Genomic DNA, 19,954 nt, shown 5'->3' with positions numbered 1-19,954 from the left:
GCTCCGTCCCGTATCCTGCTGGTGGGCGCCTTGATTCCCGTATACCGCTGGTCGACATCATGATTCCCGTAGAGAAATGCGATTGCCCATGACGACGCCCCTCTCGACACCGATAGACCTTGCCCGCCTGCCCGGTTTCGCCGCAGCCTCGCTGAAGACGGCCCTCGAGGCGTTGGAAGTTTGCCCTGAGCCGGAGATCCGGAGGCTCACGATCCATCCGCAGGCGCTGACCCCAGCGGGCGCCAAGAACTTCCTCGATGTTGAGCTAGCCAAACTCCCGGCCAAAAGCCCGACGCTCTATCGCATCGGCGTTCCAGCTGACCTGAATCCAGAACTGGTCCTGCAGGCATTTGACGCTGGAAAGACCAAGTCCGCCGAGAGAAGCTTTTCTCGCCGGCACGGACCTCGATCGAGGTTTCTCTACGTGGGGCGTTCGTCCAGTATCCGGAAGCGGATCTATGAGCATCTCGGCTTCGGCGCGCGGGGGACATATGCGCTCAATCTCGCCTGCTGGGCGCAGTCGCTCGGCGTCCCACTAGATCTGGAATGCGCCAGCTACGGCGATGGGATCTCGCCCCTCGCGCTTCCGCATCTGGAGGACGCCCTTTGGACGTCCTCGATGCCTATGTTTGGCCGCCAAGGGTCAGTCTAGGACCACGGCCTTCGGCGAGCCTTTGGGTGACGTCACAGTCTCGGCGACCGCGTCAAAGACGTCGAGCGGCCCGACCCAGGTCCAGGGAAGGTGCTCGAACCCCCAACGAGCGCCAAACAGCTGGCCGGCGATCGACGCGGTGGAATCGCTATCGCCGTCATGGTTCGCCGCGACGCGCATCGTGTCTTCGAAGCTGGAGCCGACGAGGCAGCTGTAGATCGCAATCGCGAGAGCCTCCTCGCCGACCCAACCCTCCCCAAGCGCCCGGCGAGCCACGTCTTGACCGTCAGAACTCTGTCGGGCGAGCGAGACGGCTCGCTCCATCGCAATCTGGGTTTCCTTGGCCTCGGGATGCTCTGAGAGCAAATGCGAAGCCCGGTCGACCGCGACCGTGAGATCAGCGCCGTCCAGCAGGTTTCGAACGATCGCTGACATCGCTGCGGCGCTGAAGAACCCGCTCGGATGGCCATGTGTCAGGGCAGCGGCGGCCGCTCCGAGCTCGAAGGCCGTCCGCTCATCCCAGTGACGCACCAGCCCGATCGGCGCGACCCGCATGACCCCGCCGCAGCCTTTGGAATCGTTGATGCGGCGCTCAGCGCTTCCCGTGCCGCCTTGGGCGAGAGCCGACATGCAGGTGTTACCCGGAGCCCGTCGCTTCCAGAGCGGCGCATGGGCCAGGAGACCGTCGCGGCCTTCGCCTGGGCGGCCGGTCTGGGTTTCGTACCAGCGCAGATAGGCCGCCCGACACTCGTCGATGAACCCTTCCGGTGAGCCGGACCGGTTCACGGCCTCGGCTGTAAACAACGTCATCTGGGTGTCGTCGCTGACGATGAATTTGCCCGCCTGGAGCTGGGGCTCTGTCAATCCGTCGGGACCGTGGCGGCGCAGGATCTCCTGCAGTCGATCGAACTCGACGGCGTAGCCAAATGCGTCACCGACCGCGCCTCCGAAAAGGCAGCCGAGAACCCGATCTTCGCGCTCACGATCGGGTTGGACCTGCACCGATTTGACGTGGGCTTCCTGAGCCGCGGTTTCGATGGTGTCGGATCGAGCTTGCCGCACGCTCTGGATCGCCTCGGCCGGGCTTTCGCCGAACTCTACGAGGAGCCGAGCGGCGATCATGCCGGCCCTCCCTCTTCCACCGCGGCAGTGGATCAGGACGCGGTTACCGCGCCGGAGCTCGGCGCGGACCTTGTGGCCGACCACCGTCCACCGTCGCTCGAAGGTTTCATCCGGAACATCCACATCTCGGATCGGCGCATGAAGCCAGGTCATCCCGGTTTCGCGCACTGCCGCCGGCAGATCGCGGACATCCAGAAGGTCGAACTCGTGATCCTCGATCAGGGTGAGAACCGTGGTCGCGGCCCAACCCCGAATGACCCCGATGTCGGCCGACAGATCTCGATCCCACGGCGCGCCGAAGACGCTGCCCCCCTTCTTCCCGGGACACAGCGTCAGTCCAATCACGCCCCCGGCGCACAGCACCTCGTTGATCTGAAGAGGGTCGGTCTTGCTGGTTCGGATCATTGTGTACCCCGTCATTTCGATTTTGTGTACTTGTCACATTTATTATTTCGTGTCAAGCTCACTACAAATGACCAGCTATCGTTACAGCCACCCCCGCCCGTCAGTCGCGACCGATGTCGTAGTGCTCCGGAACGGCCACAACGGACTCGAAGTGCTTCTCATCGATCGCAAGGAGGAGCCGAAGGGCCTGGCCTTGCCCGGCGGGTTTTTACGAGTTGGCCCGCCCGAGGTTGAACATGCGGTCGCTCGCGGCAGCGCGATCCCTGAAGACGTCGATCCATCTCTCGAGGCTTGCGCGCTTCGCGAGCTTGAGGAGGAAACTGGCGTTCACCCGCTGCGCATTCATCAGCTGGGCGCTTACGGAGACGCCGCGCGCGACCCGCGCGGGCGCTACATCTCAGCGGCCTACTGGACGTTCGTTCACGACAGCCGCTGCGAGCCCCGAGCCGGTTCAGACGCCGGCGCTGTGCACTGGGCGGCGCTCTCCGAAATCGGCCGCCTGGAGTTCGATCACAACCGCATCCTGGACGACGCGAAAGCCCGCATTCGCCAACGCCACGACGAGCTCGACCTCTTCCTTGAACTGATGCCGGAGGTCTTCACCTATCCAGACTTCCACGCCGCCTATCAGCGCGCCATCGGCCGGGTTGTGGACCGCTCAAATCTCTACAAGCGCGCCGCGGGACTGCTCGCTCCTGGCGAACTGTCGGAGCCGCCTGCAGCGACCCCGCGCGGCCGCGGACACCCCCCTAAACACTACAACCTCCGCCGCGTGCTTGCGGCTCTGGGAGAGACCGCGTGAGCGACGAGTTCCAAGCCTCAGTCCGGCGGACCCAACGCGTAATCCGCATGGTCAGCGACCTGCATCGGCTGGGCTATCAGCGTCTGCGGGTCATGCCCTACATCTATCCGTTGGCGTGGCGGGTGGCGATCGGACCGGCGGATCTGTTCTCCGAACGCAACGGCGCCTGGATGGAGCACACCACCGACGACGTCTGTGCCGCCTACTCCAGCGCCAGTTCGAATCGCTACTTCGGCTGGACCGATGCCCGCAGCGACAACGCCCGACAGCTTGCCGACAAGTTCATCAAGCGCTTTCCAGGTGTGTGCGCCGCTGGATACGGCCGGGACTGGGCCTACGCCGGCTGGCTCTGTGAGCTGCTCGGGGCACTTGAGAGGGAGAACGCCCTTCCTTTCGTGATGGAGGAATACGCTGCGGTCCCCCCGGAACAACTCGACCACCTGCCGCTGAGGCGTATGGGGGACATGCGGGATCTGGAGTTTCCGCTGCCGCCGGCCCCGAACCTCTCCGGAGCCGTTCTGATCACGCCCGCGCTCATCGAATAGGGCCAGTCCGTACGCCGTCGCGCTATCTGCCCTGCGACAGACGATCAGCCCCTTGTGCCCCCTTCAAACGATCGCCAAGGGCTCGCCGTCGCGCAGCCGCACGACGTTCTCGAACCCGTCGCGGTCGGTATCCCAGGCCACTCCATGGATCGGCACCAGGGCCTTTGGACCGATTGCCGTGGCAAAGGCCATCAGGTCGGCCGTGGAAGCGTGTCCGGAGGTGTGCAGGTGGCGGGGCCGTGAACCTCCCTCATCGAACCAAGCCTTCAAAGCTACCCCATCCGGCTGCTCGAGATATCCTTGCCACTGAGAGTAGCTCCACGCGTCCGCCTCTGTCGGGACAACGCCTTTCGCGGCGAAATCGCGGATGAGCGACGGGCGGATCATGACCACCCATTTGTTGGGCGTCTGGGCCAGGGCGGCGGCCGAAATGCCGTTCGCCGCCATGCGCTCGACGAACTCCTTGCGCCCCTTCATCTCGTAGAGGCGGGCAAATGAGCGGGTAATGACGACCTTGACGTTGTTCCAGCCCGCCCTCGGCAATTTGCCGGCATCGGCGAGCAGTTCGAGAACCTCGGCGGTGTAGAGGTCGATCACGAGGGTGCGGCCTGACTTCACCGCCGCGCGGTAGAGGGTGACCGTCCGATCGATGTTCTGGGCGGACCAGCAGGTGAATACGCGACCCGGTGTTTCCCTGAACAGGGCCACGAAATCCTCTTCCAGATCGCGCTCGCTCTTGGTCGGCTTGTCACTCCCCAGGTTCGTGCCTTCCATCAGCAGAACGTCCACGTCGCGCGGCGGTGCAGACATCATCTGCCGGACCAGCGCAGCCTTTCGCCCGTGATTTCGAAAATCACCGGAGTACAGGACACGCTTCCCGGCGGCCTCGATCAGCAACATATAGGCGTCGAATGCGGAGTGATCCGTCAGGAAAGGCGTAACCCGGAAGGGACCGATCTCGACCGACGTCCCGCCTTCCCAGTGCCGATAGTCCCGGATCGGCGCGGTGCCGAATATGCTCGCCGTCAGGTGCATGAGCTTGCCTGCCGATACACCCGAATAGACCGGCCATGTCGCCGGCAGTTCATCCAGCAGACCGTAGTGGTCCTGGTGAGGGTGTGAAATCAGCACGCCATCGACCGCCCGATCGAGACAGAGCGTCTCGGGCAGAAGACCAGTCGCATCCTTCGGTGCGTCCAGGGGGCGACCAACGTCGAGCAGGACGCGGCCCGTCTCTGTCGCCAACTCGATGCAGTTGCCGCCGATCTGGTCTGTCGCTCTGTGAACCGTCAGTGTGAGGCTCAAGCAGCAACATCCTTGATAACCCGACCGTCTGTGATTGTGGCCGCCCGAAACTCCACTGTAACGGCCCCTCCGGCGTTCCATCTGGCCTGAACGGCGTCGTTCAGCATCTTGAGCAGGTCCACGTCGCTCAGCAGCGGATGGAGTTTGTCGCCGAGCATGACAGCGACGATCGACTTGGCGCTCACCACATCATCGCCGGTCACATCGTTTCCAGGTGCCCGCATCGGTGCGAACCGGAAATGGCCCAATGCCGCATCGCGAATGACACTGGCGTAGAAGATCAGCTCGCTGATCGTGCCGACAGGAATATTGTCTCCGGCTTTCAGCTCGAAAAGCCAGAACCGGTCCCCGTCAGCGCAGACCAGATCGATCGCCCCCTTGCCGCCGGGGAAGATGCGCGTTCCGTCTTTCGGCGCCTCTGATGCGAACAGTCCAACCGGAAACTGCTGGTCGGTTCGGTACCCGGGACGGAAGCCGAAGTGTTCGGCGAAGGCCGCGTCCTTACGGAAGAAACACTCCATCTCGTTTTCGTTCATCCACTTGCCCGGTTCACAGACCTGCTTGCCGGTCAGGTGGCTGCGATCGCCCGCCACGTTGAGAACACGCTCGCCGATGTTGCCGAGAGCGGCCGAAGCCGATGTATCGCCGTCCAACCAGAACCAGTCTGGGAACAAGTCAGCGAACCGTCGAGCCCGGTAGAGGAACCGCTCGTAGTGAGGCGGAAACCTGCCATCCACGGGCTCGACCGCTGGCCAGAACAGCCCGACCTTCTTCGCGCCGGCCCAGCGTTTAAGGGCCAAGGCCCAACCCTCGAACGCTGCAGCGTTAGTCTGCATGTTCTCCTGGATGGCTGCGGACGTGAGGTGAATCTCGGCGGTGTCGTTGTCACCGATGACCTCCATCAGGCCGGGGATCATCTCGCCAGTTTGTGTTTCCCGATCCTTTGCAGGCAACCGCACATTCCGGTTGGTGGCATAGCCGTCCCGAAGTCGCTGGCTCCACATCGCATGCTGGCGACCAGACGCGGTGTTCAGGAGCCTTGCCCGAATGTCCTCAGAGAGATCGGGCTGTTCCGAGTCCTCGACAAAATCCTGGAGGTGGTCATCGCTATTGGAGTTCATACTGTCCCATTGGTTGTTGATCGCAGTGACAGCGTAATGAGCCTCTGCGTCAGAATCGGTCGTAGATATTTTTGGGTCAGGAGAACGGGCTGATGAGCGAGGTCAGGACGTTTCCTTTGGCCACCATCCTGTTGCTGGCGTCCCGTGTGTCGTTCGTACGCGGGTCGTAGGTGCCCAGGAGATGATTGGAAGAGTCTCGGATTTCGTGTTTGCCCGACGACTTGATCTCGATGGTCGCCATGAGCCGGTTTGACCGGTCTCTGATATGTTGTTTGGACATAATCTTCCCCCTAGGCAGAGACAACGTTAGGCAGAGCCGCCGGAAAGAATCAACTTCCGACTCAAACGGCTTGGCTCGTCAGATCGCGGCTCGCGTAAATCGCCCTGCACACCAAGAGAGTCGCCCGACGGAGTGGCCATTCACTCGCCTAGCCGCGACGGTGCTCGGCGCAGCTACTTGAGGCCGCAGAGCCTCTCCCCCGACACCCTCTCCAATGCGGTCTGCCGACACACTTGCGTTGGCGAGGGACTCGGAAAAGAGCGACGCCTGAAGTCAGCCTTCAAAACCATTCACACGTATGCATAAGCTTGCATACGCTTGTGATCTCGCGCATAGCTTCGGTTGACTGCAACTGGGGTGGGGGTTTCGATGACCGACTGGGCGTTTGACAACGAGGATCAGCGCGCTGCGATGGAGGAGGAGATTACCGCCGAAAATTGCGGTAAAAAATTATCTCTGATCCGACAAGTGTCTGGAATATCGCGCCGCGAACTTGCGAAGATTCTTGGCTGTTCCGAGTCAACGATTTCTCGCCTCGAGTCAGGGATCCACCAGCCGACAATTGATTTCATGAACAAGCTGAGGGCGCTCCAGATCATTGGATACCATCGGTTCAAGAAATTGAATTCGACGGACAGGAGTGCTCTGACTGAAACGATGGTTGCGGCAGGAAGTGGCGCGGGCGGCGTTGTCGCCAGCATAGGCGCCATTGGAGCAACGGGCACCGTGGCTGGATTCTCTGCCGCAGGGATCACATCTGGCCTGGCGGCACTCGGCGGAAGCCTTCTTGGTGGCGTTGCCGTCGTGGCGGTGCTCCCGGTGGCAGTGGGCGCGGCGGGCTATGGAGTCGTCAAAGGGATCAAGGCCATCTGCGAGCACAACAACCTGTCGTGCAAGGAAGTCGACGGGCGGTTTGAAATCGTGCCGGAACCGCTCACTCCGCTCTGAATCGGCCCCGCCAACCTGAGGCCTGGCGTCGAACTCAGGCAGTCGCATGTGCCCTGTTCGCCATCGGAGGTTTGAGCGGGTGGCTGTCACAACGTTGCCAGTCAGCCTGACCCACCGCTGGCAGGCCACGTTCGGCCAGCTAACGCCGCGATATTGCGGGCACCGTTAGCCGGGCTCCGGAATAACCGGCGGGCCGACCGGCGGGCCGTGTCGGGAGAGGCGATCCTCGGTCAGGCGTCTCCGTTCAACATCAGAAGCACTCTGAGGACAGAGAGAGGGATGCCCATCCAGAGCACTCCCGCTGCGATCGCGTGGAACACCCGCTTCTTCCGGCCTGTGGATGTCCAAGCCAGCACCTTCATGATCAGGAACGCGATCAGAACTATTCCGAAGATCTTCCAGATCACGAGGAGCAGGAGCTTCATTCATTACTCACGGTGTTGAAGCGAAGCTTCCGCCGCTACCGGTTGTAGCGCCGCAGGGGACGCGTTAGCTGTGCCCCAAGTCCTTACGATTTTGAGAGTCGCCAATGCCAGGCCCCATGGAAGTCGAGCCCCTCATCGATCGACGCGAGATCGTAAGGCGCATCGAGAGACTGCATGTCTCGGCGGACTTGAAAGCCCTGCTTTCAACCCTGATCGAAACCACGGTCGTGGTGGGTGGCAAGATTGTCCAGATTGGCTGCCGAGTGCTGGCGTACATCTTCGATCTCGCCAAATCATACCCCAAAGTCACCTTCGGCGTCGTCGCAGCCTTGGTCCTCTCGTTCCTGATCAGCTCAATTCCTCTCCTCGGCCCTCTCCTCTCGCCGGTCCTCACGCCCATTCTGCTGATCATCGGGCTCGGGTGGGGTGCGCTTCAGGACATGATCGATGGACCGATGCGGAACAGGCTGTCGGGCCTGGAAGCGCAGTTCAAAGACCTGGGTGTAGCGTGACGACGATCGGAGACGGCACGAAAGAAGATCCAGCGCTTTCGCTGCTCAACAATGTCGAGTGCGTCATTGCGGACTCGCTGAAGTTCAAGCTGAAACTGCGCATCGGCGAAGACGCCTATGCCGTTTTGCGCGCAAAGAACGGCTTGCAGAGCCTTTGGGACGTCGGAGGGGTCGCCGCGACCGGAGCGTCCATCGCGGCATCTCAGGTCGTCGTGTCCACGTTTTTTGCCTCAACGGGCGGGATGTTGTCTGCGATTGGCATCGGCGCAGTGGCGGCCACACCGATTGGATGGGTGCTTGCCGCCGCTGCGGCCACGGGTGGGGCGTACTACGGTGTCACCCGACTCGTACGCCAACAATCGGGTTCGCTGGTCGACACAATCCCGCGCTTCATCAACACGCCGATCGACCTGCTCGGCATGCAGCTGTTCGACCTCGTGGCGGCGCTGGTTCTGCGCGTCGCCAAGATCGACGGCGCGATCGCCCCGGTGGAGCGCGCCGCGATTGAACGGCATTTCGTTGAAGAATGGGGTTACAACGGCGCGTACGGCGCGCGGGCGCTCGACGTGCTCTCAGAGACAGCTGATGAGACGCGGGTGAAAGCCGTCGCGAAATCGCTCGCCGAATTCCACGCAGCCAGCCCCGACTGCAACGGCGAGGCCATGCAAGCCGAACTGCTTGCCTTTCTGCGCGAGGTGATCGAGGCCGATGGAGTCCTCGACGAGCGAGAAGATCATGCAATTGACGCCATCGCAGCGACGTTTCGGGCGGAGCGTGCGATCAGCTTGGCCAAGGTCGGAAAATCGCTAGCCGACCTAGGCGGCAAGACCGGAACGACGATGGCAGATCTCGGCGGGAAGACTGGTTCCGCCATGGCGGATTTTGGCGGAAAGGCTGGTTCAGCGATCGGGTCGCTGACCAATCGTTTTGGTAATTTGAAGCCTGGGAGGCCGGGAGCCTAGCGCGTCTCATCCCCGTCCGGGGCATGCACCTATTCGATGAGGATCGCTTTCCAACCCCAGGTTTGACGCTTCTTGTTATGGCTCAGGACAGCCGTCCCCGAGACGAAGTCTTCGTCGCCCAAGCCATGAGCGGACACGAGATCAGGAGGGATAAACACACCGTCGGGCGTGAAGCCCATCCCTTTGTCCACGCGGACCTTGTCCTTGAATGACCTGCAGACGTTTGGCCCCGCCGGCTCAGCGGAAGGGCCAACGGTCAAGGCGCGAAGAAATGCCCCTCGCTTCGAATGATAGGTGGCGAGCCTTATGGCGACGCTGCCTCCGAGGGACGCCGTTCCCGAGTACTCCGCCAGGGAAAAAGTCCCGTGCGCGTCGACACCGGCCATGAAATGCAAAAGCCCCTTGTCGGCGTTGATAGAGTCAATCACGCCGATCGTTTCAGGGAAGATGTCAAAATCCGACCCGTCCTCTCTGAGAGCTGCTGCGTAAAGCGTGAATCGTCGGCCCTCGCCGGGCTCAAGTTCCGCCTTCACCTTGATCGGCAGGCCGACCGCCAGGTTTTTAAGGCGCAGCTTGGAAGCGTGAACGCTCACTTCGGTCGGGAAAGGCGTCCCCTGAAGATAGAGCTTGCGGCGCGGCTTGGATTCCTGGCCTTCGATCGTGAAGCTCTCCCCCACACAGGCGTCAATCCAAGGCACGGCGCTGAGGAGCAAGTCGTCGGCTTGAGACGCGAAGCGCGCGTAAAAGGCCGCCTTGGGCTCTAGAGCAGAGACCTCGGAGAACCACGAGCCCTGCATCAGATCGTGCGCCTCGGCCGGAATCCTGTGACCCGCGCGCGTCTTGTGCTCAATCACGCGCAACACTTCGCCTTTGGCTTCCGGAAATTCACCGGCGCCGACCAAGGCGCGGGCCAGCTTCAAGCGCACACCGCTTACAAAGTTATCGTCCTGCGAACAGATCAGAGCCTTGCAATAACAACCCCTTCGCTGCTCCGGATCCGTTACAAGATCGCCAAGGAGCTCCCAGGCCCAGTATTCACCTACCTTCGATTTGGCGAAATCAATCGCCACGGCGAGAGCTTCGTCCTGCCGGCCCAGCGCGCGCAGGATCTTTGCCTTGTTCAGCCTCAGCCAAGCATTGTCCGGAAAGCGCGCCATGGCGAGGTCGACGAAGGGCTGAACATACTCGAGGTTGCCGGCCTGACCGTCTAAAACGGCTTCCTTCGCAGCGTGCTGCACAGCGGTTTCAGCCAGTGATGACCGCGCTTTTCCGTCCTCAGCCACGTAACGCTCGAAATCCTCCGCGCGCAGGTGCTCCAAGCCCCACATACGAACGAACGCCATGACCTTGAGATGACCGCTCGGCGCGAGGCGCAGAGCCTGCTGCAGGATGCAACTGTGCAGGAGTGATGGCCGCTCGACGTCTAGCTTCAGATAGATGCCGAGGTAACGTCTCGCCTCCGCCACCGGGCTGCCAGACCACTGATCTTGCGGTTCCTGCTGCAAAGCATCGCGCGTCGCCTTGAAGAGGTCCCAGCCATAGTTGGTGTGGTTCGAGCGATCGAGCGTGCCTCCGTTGAAAAGCACCGCATAGATGCCTACTGCCTCGCGAAACTTGCCGGCCTTGCTAAGCCGCTTCGCCTCTTGCAGTTCCGTCGCGCCCGCCTGCAGAAGGCTCAGGGCGTAGTCCCGCTGCTTCGTCAACACCTCGTCGTCCGGCGGCACGATCAGATCATTGAGCTCTGCTGCGTATCGTTCCAGTTCCGGGCTTGGTCGGTCCCCAGCGAACTTCTTGACGAGATCGACCAGGCACCAACCCAAGGCGCGAACATCCCATGCGTCCCGGTCGGTCGCGGCCATACGCTCCAACGCCAGCGCATAGGCCGCATCAAGGTCACCATCCCTGCGCTTCTGGAACACGTCCTTGGAGGAAATCACGCGACGATCTCAGTCTTCAGCTCGTCCGAGATTTCGGGAGGGGGTGCGACCCTTGGGCAGCCGGCGCCGAGTGGCTGCCAGCTCTCGAGAACGCGCCTCGCATTGCGCCGGACGCCTATTGCGGTGACGTCTCCATTCCTCGGGGGCAAAACAGCGCACAAATGTGCAAACCACTCCCCCCGCCCAGCGACCGGAAGCGGTTTCACGGGGCGAGCTCCATCGTCAAGATTTCCATCACTTGGGGCAACAACGGCGGAGGTGGCGCCGCTGACTTCGGCCTCAAGGGCATGCAACTCCTGATCCGGTTCCTGCCGTCATAGAAGATATCTATTCTTGCGACCTCGTCTCCACGAGAGAAGGTATAGCGCTGGCACCACTGGAGCTCTTCCAACGAAGTCACAATGATCCCCTGCGCCGTAAGCAACGGCACCAGACGATCATGCAGTTCCTTCAAGAAGGGCGCGGTGGGACCGAGGTTCGGTACGCTGTCGGCGCGTGGCAGCCCCAGGCTGCCGTGGTTGAGCAACGGCGCAAAAAGTTGACGTAACTCGTCTTCAAAATTTCCAGTCCTGGGGGTCGTGATGGACCTGATCCTGTACTTGCCATCGTAGCCGATGTTGACGCGCCCGGAGTCGACGCCCCGACTGAGGTAATAAGCCTCCTGGTAGCTGTGATGGGCGACATCATCGATAGCGACCTGCGTGTCGACAAGTAACGACCGAACCTTGGCGAGGACGCCGGCGCGAAACTGCTCCTGCGGCGATGATCCGGTGAGCTCCTCAAGCCCTTCCGTTATCGTCATTGAAAGCGGCGGGCCGCTATTGTTGGTTTGTCTCCACCAAGGCTCGCCTACTGACTTGATCCTTACTTCCGGCGGATTGACGAGATGCAGGGTTTGGCTCGATCGGGTCATCGCGGTGTACAGCCAACGGAAATAGCCGGCCGTCCGCGGGTCTTGACCGGTCGGGCAGGATACGACGACATCCGTCCACTCCCCGCCCTGGGCCTTGTGACAGGTCACGGCGTAACCAAACTTGGCCCGCAGGGCGTTGAAATACGGATCCTGGCGCAGGACCAGGCTCCGGCGAACCCGCTCCTTATCCGCACGCAGGTCCGGATGGCGCTTCAGGAAGTCGATGTAGAGCGCGCGCTGTTCTATCGACGACAGCCCGGGCTCGTTGCGATGCAGGTGATCATCCAATAGCTTGACGTTGATACCGGATTTGGTCCCGTCGGGTAGAGTGATCGCCACGTCGACATCCCGGAACGTCAGCGAGATTTCCATTTCCTCAACGGCATTGGTGTCCGGATTTCGCTGCTTCAGGGTCAGCGTCCGACGATCTACGACCGGTTCAGCGTGGATGACCTCGACGAACTCGCCATTTGCAAGGAATCGGCCGCCAACGACCGCATTGGCCGTGACGATCAGGGTGTCACCTGCGGTCACGAACTCCTTCTGGGGATGCAGTTGTTCGCGCACCGCCCGGTTGAAGGCCGCGGCCTCGGCGTTCGGGTGCGTAATGATGATTGGTTGCCGCCCGGCCCCTCGAGCCGCCATGTACAGCGGGATGACTTCATCGGTGTGCGCACGCGCAACGTCCTCGCCAAATTCAAAGGTGAGGCTGCTGAAACTTGCCTTGGACAGACTTTCTCGCAGCGGCATGACATTGCGGATCAACCCGCTGTCTGCCTTCTGGCGCACCACCTCCTTGAGCTCGTACTGGATTGGGCTGAGATTGAAGTGCTTGCGGAGATATTCCGGGTCGAGCGCGGGTGAACTGGCCATCCCGACAGGCGGAAGTTGAGCGGGATCACCGACGAAAATGATCTTTCTGTCGTTCTCGCTATGGTCGAAGCACATGTACGTCATCAGATCTTGGAGCAGATACCCCGTTCCCGACCTGTAGAAATCACTTTCCGCATAGACATCGGCTAGCAACGACGCCTCGTCTACGATGTAAACGGTATTAGCCTGATCTCGATTTGACCTGATTGATGCAATGATCTTGAACGTCTCGAGCGCATCGGCGTCTCCGTCGCGATACTCCTGCAGATCGGAATAATCGTATATCGACCCGTGCAGAGTGCGTGCCTCGCGTCCCGTCTTCTCCCGCATAACGTTGGCTGCGCGGCCGGTCGGAGCCAGAAGCTGGAAGTCACGACCCTGAGCCGCGAGGTACTCCGTGATCCCTTTCACCAGGAAGGTTTTCCCAGTCCCGGCGTAGCCCTTCAAAAGGAACAGACGTTGTTCGCGATCACCGAGGAAGTCGGACAGCGCTGACAGACAGCCACGCTGATCAACATTCAAGTCTTCCGAAAACGCATCCTGCATGCTGATCCGCGTGCGCAGGGAACGCGCCCGGGGATCGATCTGCGCCATCGCTTTGGCGACCTCCTCACGAACGCGTCGGATGCGGTCGACCGGGAATGGCACGATACTGCTCGGCGGCCCCGAAGCGGTTGACTGCCTATCGGCGCTTTCGGGGGCTTCGTCCTGCTGGATCCCCACTCCAATGGACGCATGTGGAGTTCGCGTCGGTGTAAACCACTCAATGTCCGGACGCATGAACCGACAGAACCAACAGCCGAGCGACCAGGCATCCTCGAGCATGGTCTCGACCTGCGCCGGTGTAACCGGGTGATTATGAGCAGCGTTGTTGCCCAGGCGGCGGATGGAATGAAACTTGGCCAGCAGTCGCCGATCGAGCAGATCCCCCTTCTCAAGGAGGACTAGCCGATCGAACTGAGAAGTCTGCTGCGGTGGAAGATCCAGATGACCCCATAGGTGCGCAACCATCGACTCGGTGAAGGCGCGCAGGCGGATCGCGGCCAGGTCAGGTGCTTGCGGTCCAGCCTGCTCGGCCTTTCGGGATGTCTCGTGCAGATCCGGCCAGAATGGCTCCAGAAACCTGAACCCTTCCGCGTCGATCACTCCCTCCACACTACCCCCATCACTCTTCCACAATCGGACACCCTAGGGTTTTAGGAGGATGCGGTCGACCCGCTAACCCATATTGCAGAGACCATCCCCTAATGTTCCGGCCTCAACAAACAGTTGCACGAGCCCGCCGCACAGGGAGTTGGCGACAGGCTGGGGGTGGTTTTCGAAGAGACGACCGGGAGAAAACCAGCACTACAGGCTTTGCTCATATTCATACTGGGGCCTCTCAGGTGGCACCTTGTCTTCGGCTAGATGATGCCGGCCCGCAGCATCTTTTCGACGACGTCCTTCACCGTGACCGGCTCTGACTCGGACGGCTCAGGGGAAAGGACAGGCTGCTTGCTTGAAACGCTGATTTCGTAGCGGCGGACGTGCAACTTCACCCAATCTCCCCTTGGCTCATTAGACCGCCCGAGAGCCGCGATTGGTGAATCGAACACCTTGTCCAGGTAGGCGTAGTAGCCGTCGCCAAAGAGGGTCTCATAAGTATCCTCCCTCAGTGTCGCCCAAACCGTCACGGGTTGTTGCGCGGCCCGGTTCAGGAAGGTACCGATCACGTCCGCGAGCCGATCTATATTTGCGTCCGACATGCTTTCTCCTGGAGCGGCCTCGGTCATCCCACACGCTGTGCGCGCCCTAATGGACGGCCACGAACTTGTCGGCCGCCAGCTCCGCCTCGCCATCAAACCGATAGGCCACCAGCGGCCCTCCCTTCGCCACGCTGTAATCGACGCAGGCGACCCGTTGCGTAAGGGGCGCCAATGCCTCTCGCGGATTCAGCCAATAGTGTCCGATGAACGTTGGCCGGTCAGGTTCAGGAATCTTCTCGGTCATCGGGATTGGAAGGTCAGGCATCTCCACGCCCGGCGGACCAATGTAGGCTGACCGGTAGGTGGTGAGGCTCGCGTCCCACCATCGTGTTCTGATCGCGCTGCGGCTGTGGCCGTCCTTGTCTGTAAAGCCGTGGCCGGGAGGCAGTTCCACCTCCGCGCCCTTGAGAAGTGTCTCGACAGCTTCGTAGGCAACCGACCCTTTCCGACTCGAAGCTTCGGCGATCTCAGGCGTCAATCTCTCCTCGCTCAGCAGCGGCCTCAGAGCCGCGACGTGGCGAGGGCTCCAGCAGGCATGGACGATCCGAAATCCTGGTTCCTCGATCCACAGCGGCAAGTCCAGGAACCACTCGATCCAGGATCGATGATCGTCAGTGTCCTCCCCGACTTCAGCGAGAAAGGCCTCATGCTGTTGGCGGTTCTTCACCCCCTTCGCGCCCAGACGGGGACGAAGGTGGTGACCGTCACTGACTGGATCCGGCGTGGCCCACGAGATGGCGTTGAACTCGTGATTTCCCATCACGGCGCGGGCCGATCCGGCGTCAGTCATCGCCCTGACGAGTTCGAGAGTCCGAAGCTGACCTGGGCCGCGATCCACGAAGTCACCGACAAAGATCGCCGTGCGGCTGGGATGTCGCCAAGCCCCGGACCGATGGCGGTAACCGAGCTCGGTCAATAGGGCCTCAAGCTGGTCGGCATGGCCGTGGATGTCGCCGATGATGTCGTGGTTCATTCCGATGCCTGAATGCCGCTCGGGCTTGGCCCGAGCACCTCTGCGGCCACCTTGGCTGCCCCGCGAGGGCGCTCGGCGCGATGATCTGTCAGACCCATCTCAGTCGTCCAGCACGCCGGAAGACCAGGCCATGGCGTGGGAGCGCCCGGCCTCATCCCAGACAACGCCCTTGGCGTCGCGCTCGGCCTTCAGCCGCAGCACAAACCGTTCCGGGTCCGAGTTCCCACCCTGGAAAGGCTCGGCGTCGAGGACATGTCCACCGAAGTAGGACGGCTCCGCCTTGGTCTGATGGAAATAGACGCGCCCGCCGGCAAGCTTGGCGACCTCGGCCGACGTCAGCGCCCAGGCCTCGCTGCGGTAGATCGCGCCCTTGGGGTCGAGGCACACCAGACCTTTGGCGTCACGACAGATGAGATGAAGCCGAGCGCTCATCGGTCACCCGTGGCCATGGCTTCCGAGACCCGGCCGTCGCGACGCGCCAACTCTGTCTCGGCCAGTTTGCACTTATGCATATCCATTCCTTCCTCCCCTGCGATCCATCGCAGATAGTCTGACGGCACCTCACCCCACGCCTTGCCGCGATGGCGGCCGAACGTGACTACCGCTGGCTGAGTCGTCCATTCAATCAGATCGCCCACCGTCTCGGTCTGAAGCAGCTGAACCAGAATATGAGCGGTGACGAAGGCGTCGGGTCCTGCCCTGTGTGCTGGCAATGCGAAGCGCGGGTCGAGAGGCAACTCAAGCCAGTAGCGCAACACCTGATTGGCGTGACCCGGCGCCTGCGGCCAGGCTTTTCGAGCGGCCTTGACCGTGCAAACCCACGACGCGAGAGCCAGGTCGCCGAGGAAACTTCGCTCGAAATCGCAATGGTGAGCTACGAGGACGTCCGGCGGTCCATCAGCCTTGATGAAGCGCTCGACGGCCTCGACGGAAAACGTTGAAGCCATCGCGAGCTCATCATCACTGATGTGATGGACAGCTCGGGCGTGAGGCGAGACGGGCTCGGTCGGCTTCAGGAGAAGCGTCCGCGGCGCTCCGACCCTCCAGTCGCGCCCGTTGCCCGTGACGTCGACGGTGCCGACCTCAATGACCTGACTGCCCTCGCCGCCTGTTGTCTCAAAGTCCACTACGCGCAGCAGCATTGTCATCCCCACCCAAGTTCCAGTGATGCTTGGGCACAAATGCGACAACCGCGGTCGCAAACAGTCTTTCAAGTGTGACGCTCCACCTAACCCGAGATAAGCTCGACCAGATCCCGAGACAGTCCAGAACCACTGCGGAGCCCGCTCGTGATGCGCGACCGCTTCTGTCGCTAAAGGCCGCCATGGTGGTCGGCATGAAAACAGACACATTGCTACACGCTCTCGCGGGGGGCCTCGAAGGTTGGGCGATCGCGTTCTGGGGTGGTCGTGAAGAGGCGCACAGGGCGCTCGTCCACGAGCCAGACAAACGCCGACACGTCTGGCTCTGCATCTGGGCGCAGATGTCGATGCGCGCGGACCGACTCGACGAACCCGCTGACTTCACCCTGTGGCGCGAACGCTTCCTGTCGGAAACCTCGGCATGTCTGCTGCGGCTGGCAGGCTTCGGCGAAGCCCGCGGACTGCTGGGGAGCTTGGGCAAACTGCCGTGGACGGGATTGGAAGACGCTGCGCAATATTTGAAGCTGGCGGACCTCCTCGAGGAAGGCGGCTTGGGCGCGCAGACTATCCGCCATCGCAAGCGCATCGCTGCCTCCACCATTGAGACCCTTCATGCCCTGCCCGCGGACCTGCGGCATGCCGGCCTGGCGAAATCACTGAAGGTCGGGGAGCGGCTTGGGTCGCCTCAACGCAGGGTCCGGCGCTGGGTGTGGCGCCTGGAGAGGTTGAGGGCCGTCGCACCTCAACTTGACGGAGCCATCCGCAAGAAACTTCTCGGCGGTGGCGACGTAACCGAGCTCTGGGCCGGCCTGCCCTTGCCGCCCGCGCCATGGGGTGGAACCGAAGGGTTGCGGCCGCTCGATAGCCCTGCCGCCATGAGAAGCGCTGCGAAGCGCTTCCAGAACTGCCTGGCTTCTCAGGTCGATTTTGTCCGTCGCGGATATTCTTACTTCTACGAACTCGAAGGCCGAGCAGTCATTGAATTCGAACAGGTGCCGGGTCTCGGTTGGGAAGTCGAGGACGTCAACGGACCGCGCAACAAACGTCCGCCTGCCCCTGTTCTCCATGAAATTGAGCGGCTCTTGAGCGGCGCTCCCGGCCACATCAGCCCTTACCTACCGAGCAGGACCTACTGGAATGGCTAAATCGACCTTCCTGAGAGTTGTCGTCAGAGGCGACACAACTTGCCGTGACGCCCAGTGTCCCTAGTGGATCAGGGTCTAGATGGGGGCAGCCCAAATTCTCGTGCTCCATCGGCCCGATCCCGCCGTCATTGCGGGCGCCCGGTTCGCGACTTGCGCCGACTTCACGAGCGCCCAAGGGCGCTCCGGACAAGAGGGGAAGGATCAGCTGCGGCGGAATTCCATGCAGCAACGCTAGGGTGCGTCATCGTAACCACCTGGAGGCCGTCCCGCCCAATGTGAGTGCGGCTGGTCCACCCGCGCTCGTTCTGCTCGGACCAGCTTTCCACGAGCTCATGCGCCCCGACCATCTCCCTTGTCCACGCTCCTGCGGTTACACCCATGCAGGCGATAACCCTGACGCCAAGCCCTCGGATTACAGCTTCGTGTAAGGGCCAGCAGTCCCGCAACAACTCGGCTTTTCTCGCCAGCAATCCTTCCCGCTTTGATCGGACGAAAACTACATTCGAGGCTGGGACCGCGCGGGGTTCAAGGTCGAGGTTTCGAAGGAGATGCAGGACCCTCGGTTGGAGCGTTGCCGTTCCCGGGGGGCGACCTTGCCAAGATTCGTCAGCATAAGCGGACCAGTCGTTCCGGCTCCTCGCAGTTGCACTGCGAATAGATCGACCAATAGTCTCATCGGCTTGCGCAGCGGGATCCCCTCCGGGGTTTAGTCCAAGCAGGTAAAGCGGTCTGGGCCCACGAAATGCTGAGCGGCCCGAATATAAAACGCCGCCAGAGCGCGCGTGCAACTCGGCGGGCACTAGCTCGAGAAGGTCGTCGTGCATTCCCTCAAACCTGATGCCAACTTCCCGCGGCTGCATTCCCAATTGAGAGCCGCCTTACCCGATATGCAGGTTGGCGATGGTCTGCGCGGCTGCACACAGGTTGCAGGAAATCGCGCCCGCAGCAAGTCAGCCAGCGCTTGCACAACTGCACGAGCTATGGCGAGCCTTGGCCTTCGCACCAGACCAACGTATCTGCCCTCGGCCGCCAACCTCGAAGGTCTGAGCATCGGTCAAAGATCGGCTGCGGAGTGGGGAATGGTCAGGCCTCCACCCGGTCGCCGCTGTCGTTGAAGAACCGTGAGTTTAGATCCAGCCAGACACAAGACCTCTTGTTTCCGGTATGGCGACGCTTTCCTGCTTCATCCAGAAAACCGACGCAAACATTGAGCCAAAAGCGGAACTGTCCCACGTCGAACCACCAGACGTTATTGCGGATGTGATCGCCTCCCGATTCGTGAACCCGACCGAGCCTGCAGACCGTAGCGACTACCATTACAGGTGCATTGTTCGTTCGGTCCCAGATCGCATCATCGGCGAGGAATGCGTCAAAATCGCCGTCTGAGAATTCGTAGCCTTTGATCATTTGGACCTCCGCGAGATCTCTATAGGGGTGCGAATGGAAGTCCCCCAACAAGAGCTGATCCGGTGCCAACCGCTCCATGACCTCCGCCATTAGGCTGATCGCGCCGGCGTTTGGCATGACAGAGCCGGCTTCTCGTTCGGCGGACAGCGACACCGCAAGCCGATCTAGAAAGATGACCGTTTCCTCCGCTCGAGTTCGACAGTGCCCCCACACCAGGCCAAGCGTTTCGATCTCTTTGCGCTTCTTGCGGCCGTCTCCATGACTATAGGCTTCAACGGCGGCCAGGGTAGCCGTCTCCAAGAACCGGTCGGAGACCCGAACGCGATACTCCCTCACGATGGCTCCCCGCCTAGGAGAGTTGCGCCTAACGGCTCGCCGCTAGGTTCCCCACGTATCAAACGGAGGAAGTACGCGGGCGCTGCCCGTCCCGGCTCCCACAGCGCCGCATTCAGCGGCGGCTTCACCTCTACCGTGTCGAGCATGCCGCCATCTTCTTCGCTCCGTCGATTAGTCGAGACCGGCCTCCGTCCGCTTCCGCGACCGCACGCCTCGACCTTTGAGTAGAGCTCTTCGCCCGTCACTGCCAACCCGGCCTGATGCCCGCATGGAAGCTGCCCGGCTCGTCGGCTCGGAAATGTTGACGTGACAAACGATGCAGACCTCGGTGCCGCATGGCCTGGATGTGACGTCCGACGCGAGCATCGTTCAGAGGGGTCACTTGGTGGTTGCAAGCTCGGCGC

At 61.7% G+C, this 19,954-nt stretch carries 19 protein-coding genes; 7 read left to right on the top strand and 12 right to left on the bottom strand.

Going from position 1 to position 19,954, the window contains the following annotated elements; genetic code table 11:
- Positions 1–88: 88 nt before the first annotated feature.
- Positions 89–652, top strand: a complete 564-nt coding sequence (locus tag ASD25_RS03510) for a hypothetical protein (RefSeq protein WP_156376883.1) — start codon at positions 89–91, stop codon at positions 650–652.
- On the opposite strand, the gene ASD25_RS03505 is transcribed toward ASD25_RS03510, so the two are convergent.
- On the bottom strand, positions 644–2,179 hold the full coding sequence (locus tag ASD25_RS03505; RefSeq protein WP_056614981.1) for an ADP-ribosylglycohydrolase family protein: 1,536 nt from the start codon (positions 2,177–2,179) through the stop codon (positions 644–646). The two genes, ASD25_RS03510 and ASD25_RS03505, sit on opposite strands and share 9 nt — an antisense overlap.
- 67 nt (positions 2,180–2,246) lie before the next feature.
- On the opposite strand from ASD25_RS03505, the gene ASD25_RS30125 reads away from it, so the two are divergent.
- Together ASD25_RS30125 and ASD25_RS03495 are read left to right on the top strand one after the other, a co-directional pair.
- Positions 2,247–2,981, top strand: coding sequence for an NUDIX domain-containing protein (locus ASD25_RS30125; RefSeq protein WP_156376882.1), 735 nt, complete (start codon positions 2,247–2,249; stop codon positions 2,979–2,981).
- A complete protein-coding gene (locus tag ASD25_RS03495) occupies positions 2,978–3,526 on the top strand; it encodes a hypothetical protein (protein ID WP_156376881.1) in 549 nt (182 codons plus the stop codon). The genes ASD25_RS30125 and ASD25_RS03495 overlap by 4 nt, the downstream gene beginning before the upstream one ends.
- A 63-nt stretch (positions 3,527–3,589) precedes the next feature.
- On the opposite strand, the gene ASD25_RS03490 is transcribed toward ASD25_RS03495, so the two are convergent.
- From ASD25_RS03490 to ASD25_RS03480, 3 genes are all read right to left on the bottom strand, one after another.
- Positions 3,590–4,831 (bottom strand): MBL fold metallo-hydrolase, encoded by a 1,242-nt coding sequence (locus tag ASD25_RS03490; RefSeq protein WP_055827242.1) that lies wholly within the window; start codon positions 4,829–4,831, stop codon positions 3,590–3,592.
- Positions 4,828–5,952 (bottom strand): hypothetical protein, encoded by a 1,125-nt coding sequence (locus ASD25_RS03485; RefSeq protein ID WP_055827239.1) that lies wholly within the window; start codon positions 5,950–5,952, stop codon positions 4,828–4,830. Before ASD25_RS03485 ends, ASD25_RS03490 begins: the two co-directional genes overlap by 4 nt.
- Positions 5,953–6,028: 76 nt before the next feature.
- Complete coding sequence (locus tag ASD25_RS03480; RefSeq protein ID WP_200943530.1) at positions 6,029–6,193, bottom strand: hypothetical protein; 165 nt, start codon at positions 6,191–6,193, stop codon at positions 6,029–6,031.
- 408 nt (positions 6,194–6,601) lie between these two features.
- Between ASD25_RS03480 and ASD25_RS29115 the strand changes: the two genes are divergently transcribed.
- Positions 6,602–7,180, top strand: a complete 579-nt coding sequence (locus tag ASD25_RS29115) for a helix-turn-helix transcriptional regulator (RefSeq protein WP_082560002.1) — start codon at positions 6,602–6,604, stop codon at positions 7,178–7,180.
- A gap of 230 nt (positions 7,181–7,410) precedes the next feature.
- On the opposite strand, the gene ASD25_RS03470 is transcribed toward ASD25_RS29115, so the two are convergent.
- A complete protein-coding gene (locus ASD25_RS03470) occupies positions 7,411–7,605 on the bottom strand; it encodes a hypothetical protein (protein ID WP_055827233.1) in 195 nt (64 codons plus the stop codon).
- 116 nt (positions 7,606–7,721) lie between these two features.
- On the opposite strand from ASD25_RS03470, the gene ASD25_RS03465 reads away from it, so the two are divergent.
- Both ASD25_RS03465 and ASD25_RS03460 read left to right on the top strand, forming a co-directional pair.
- Positions 7,722–8,117: a hypothetical protein gene (locus ASD25_RS03465; protein ID WP_156376880.1), complete on the top strand. Its 396-nt coding sequence runs from the start codon at positions 7,722–7,724 to the stop codon at positions 8,115–8,117.
- Positions 8,114–9,079, top strand: a complete 966-nt coding sequence (locus ASD25_RS03460; protein WP_055827227.1) for a TerB family tellurite resistance protein — start codon at positions 8,114–8,116, stop codon at positions 9,077–9,079. The genes ASD25_RS03465 and ASD25_RS03460 overlap by 4 nt, the downstream gene beginning before the upstream one ends.
- 29 nt (positions 9,080–9,108) lie before the next feature.
- Here ASD25_RS03460 and ASD25_RS03455 read toward each other — a convergent pair whose 3' ends face one another.
- The 6 genes from ASD25_RS03455 to ASD25_RS03430 all read right to left on the bottom strand — a co-directional run bounded on the left by ASD25_RS03455 (position 9,109) and on the right by ASD25_RS03430 (position 16,662).
- A complete protein-coding gene (locus tag ASD25_RS03455; RefSeq protein WP_055827224.1) occupies positions 9,109–11,016 on the bottom strand; it encodes a hypothetical protein in 1,908 nt (635 codons plus the stop codon).
- 202 nt (positions 11,017–11,218) lie between these two features.
- Complete coding sequence (locus ASD25_RS03450) at positions 11,219–13,948, bottom strand: ATP-dependent RecD-like DNA helicase (protein WP_055827220.1); 2,730 nt, start codon at positions 13,946–13,948, stop codon at positions 11,219–11,221.
- 257 nt (positions 13,949–14,205) lie between these two features.
- Complete coding sequence (locus ASD25_RS03445) at positions 14,206–14,574, bottom strand: hypothetical protein (RefSeq protein ID WP_156376879.1); 369 nt, start codon at positions 14,572–14,574, stop codon at positions 14,206–14,208.
- Between the two features lie 19 nt (positions 14,575–14,593).
- Entirely contained in the window at positions 14,594–15,520 is a 927-nt protein-coding gene (locus ASD25_RS03440; protein ID WP_055827213.1) for a metallophosphoesterase, read from the bottom strand.
- Between the two features lie 99 nt (positions 15,521–15,619).
- The gene (locus ASD25_RS03435; protein ID WP_156389180.1) at positions 15,620–15,907 is read right to left on the bottom strand and encodes a hypothetical protein; all 288 of its coding nucleotides are present in this window, start codon (positions 15,905–15,907) and stop codon (positions 15,620–15,622) included.
- A 41-nt stretch (positions 15,908–15,948) separates the two neighbouring features.
- Positions 15,949–16,662, bottom strand: a complete 714-nt coding sequence (locus tag ASD25_RS03430) for an exonuclease domain-containing protein (RefSeq protein ID WP_162246614.1) — start codon at positions 16,660–16,662, stop codon at positions 15,949–15,951.
- 182 nt (positions 16,663–16,844) lie between these two features.
- Here ASD25_RS03430 and ASD25_RS03425 point away from each other — a divergent pair, with 182 nt between their 5' ends.
- Positions 16,845–17,807: a hypothetical protein gene (locus ASD25_RS03425; RefSeq protein ID WP_055827203.1), complete on the top strand. Its 963-nt coding sequence runs from the start codon at positions 16,845–16,847 to the stop codon at positions 17,805–17,807.
- A 1,083-nt stretch (positions 17,808–18,890) separates the two neighbouring features.
- Here ASD25_RS03425 and ASD25_RS03420 read toward each other — a convergent pair.
- On the bottom strand, positions 18,891–19,550 hold the full coding sequence (locus ASD25_RS03420; RefSeq protein ID WP_055827200.1) for a hypothetical protein: 660 nt from the start codon (positions 19,548–19,550) through the stop codon (positions 18,891–18,893).
- Positions 19,551–19,954: the final 404 nt, after the last annotated feature.

Source organism: Brevundimonas sp. Root1423, assembly GCF_001426805.1.
The sequence above is the reverse complement of the archived record's forward strand: the minus strand, read 5'-3'. Positions and strand labels throughout refer to the sequence as shown.

Bases quoted from the DNA above. Each gene is read 5' to 3' on its own strand.
- ASD25_RS03510 (WP_156376883.1), top strand. From the start codon at position 89: ATGACGACGCCCCTCTCGACACCGATAGACCTTGCCCGCCTGCCCGGT.
- ASD25_RS03505 (WP_056614981.1), bottom strand. From the start codon at position 2,179: ATGATCCGAACCAGCAAGACCGACCCTCTTCAGATCAACGAGGTGCTG.
- ASD25_RS30125 (WP_156376882.1), top strand. From the start codon at position 2,247: ATGACCAGCTATCGTTACAGCCACCCCCGCCCGTCAGTCGCGACCGAT.
- ASD25_RS03485 (WP_055827239.1), bottom strand. From the start codon at position 5,952: ATGAACTCCAATAGCGATGACCACCTCCAGGATTTTGTCGAGGACTCG.
- ASD25_RS03480 (WP_200943530.1), bottom strand. From the start codon at position 6,193: ATGGCGACCATCGAGATCAAGTCGTCGGGCAAACACGAAATCCGAGAC.
- ASD25_RS29115 (WP_082560002.1), top strand. From the start codon at position 6,602: ATGACCGACTGGGCGTTTGACAACGAGGATCAGCGCGCTGCGATGGAG.
- ASD25_RS03470 (WP_055827233.1), bottom strand. From the start codon at position 7,605: ATGAAGCTCCTGCTCCTCGTGATCTGGAAGATCTTCGGAATAGTTCTG.
- ASD25_RS03465 (WP_156376880.1), top strand. From the start codon at position 7,722: ATGGAAGTCGAGCCCCTCATCGATCGACGCGAGATCGTAAGGCGCATC.
- ASD25_RS03445 (WP_156376879.1), bottom strand. From the start codon at position 14,574: ATGACCGAGGCCGCTCCAGGAGAAAGCATGTCGGACGCAAATATAGAT.
- ASD25_RS03440 (WP_055827213.1), bottom strand. From the start codon at position 15,520: ATGAACCACGACATCATCGGCGACATCCACGGCCATGCCGACCAGCTT.
- ASD25_RS03430 (WP_162246614.1), bottom strand. From the start codon at position 16,662: ATGCTGCTGCGCGTAGTGGACTTTGAGACAACAGGCGGCGAGGGCAGT.
- ASD25_RS03425 (WP_055827203.1), top strand. From the start codon at position 16,845: ATGGTGGTCGGCATGAAAACAGACACATTGCTACACGCTCTCGCGGGG.